The organism is Pseudomonas tremae (genome assembly GCF_001401155.1).
Taxonomy (GTDB): domain Bacteria; phylum Pseudomonadota; class Gammaproteobacteria; order Pseudomonadales; family Pseudomonadaceae; genus Aquipseudomonas; species Aquipseudomonas tremae.
The window spans coordinates 1-564 of sequence record NZ_LJRO01000175.1 but is presented as its reverse complement, the minus strand read 5'-3'; the positions used below and the strand labels follow the sequence as shown (position 1 = coordinate 564).

The window sequence follows — 564 nt, the reverse complement described above, 5'->3', positions numbered from 1 at the left end:
CAAGTCCGCTCCCACGCCCTCCGGGCCGAAGTGCGCATTCCACGCCATCCGGCCACCCAGCCCGCCAACATCCGGCCACCTATTCCACGCTCATCCGGCCAGGCAGTCGGAGCGCAGCGACGCAGGTTTGCATTGTTAGTCTGAAGTCCCTGGCGTCGTCAATTTCGTTGCGCGTCTGCGCATCGATTCGCCCTTCAGTTCGATTCGATAAGCGTTGTGCACCAGCCGGTCGAGGATCGCGTCGCCCAAGGTCGGATCGCCGATCAGCGCATGCCATTTGTCCACCGGCATTTGGCTAGTCACCAGTGTCGAGCGGTTGCCGTAACGGTCGTCCAGCAGTTCCAACATGTCGCGCCGTTGTGCAGCGGTAAACGGCGCTAGGCCCCAGTCGTCCAAGATCAGCAGGTCGGTCTTGGCGTAGCCGGCCATTAACTTGGCGAAGCGACCATCTCCGTGGGCTAGGCCCAACTCCTCCATCAGGCGCGGCAGACGCAAGTAGCGCACGCTGTAGCCGTCCCGGCAGGCCTTGTGGGCCAGCGCGCAGGCGAGCCAGGTTTTGCCTAC

At 63.3% G+C, this 564-nt stretch carries 1 pseudogene; it reads right to left on the bottom strand.

What is annotated here, in order from left to right:
- Positions 1–135: 135 nt before the first annotated feature.
- Positions 136–564 (bottom strand): annotated as a pseudogene (gene istB, locus ALO43_RS12475) (IS21-like element ISPre4 family helper ATPase IstB); the annotation flags it as partial.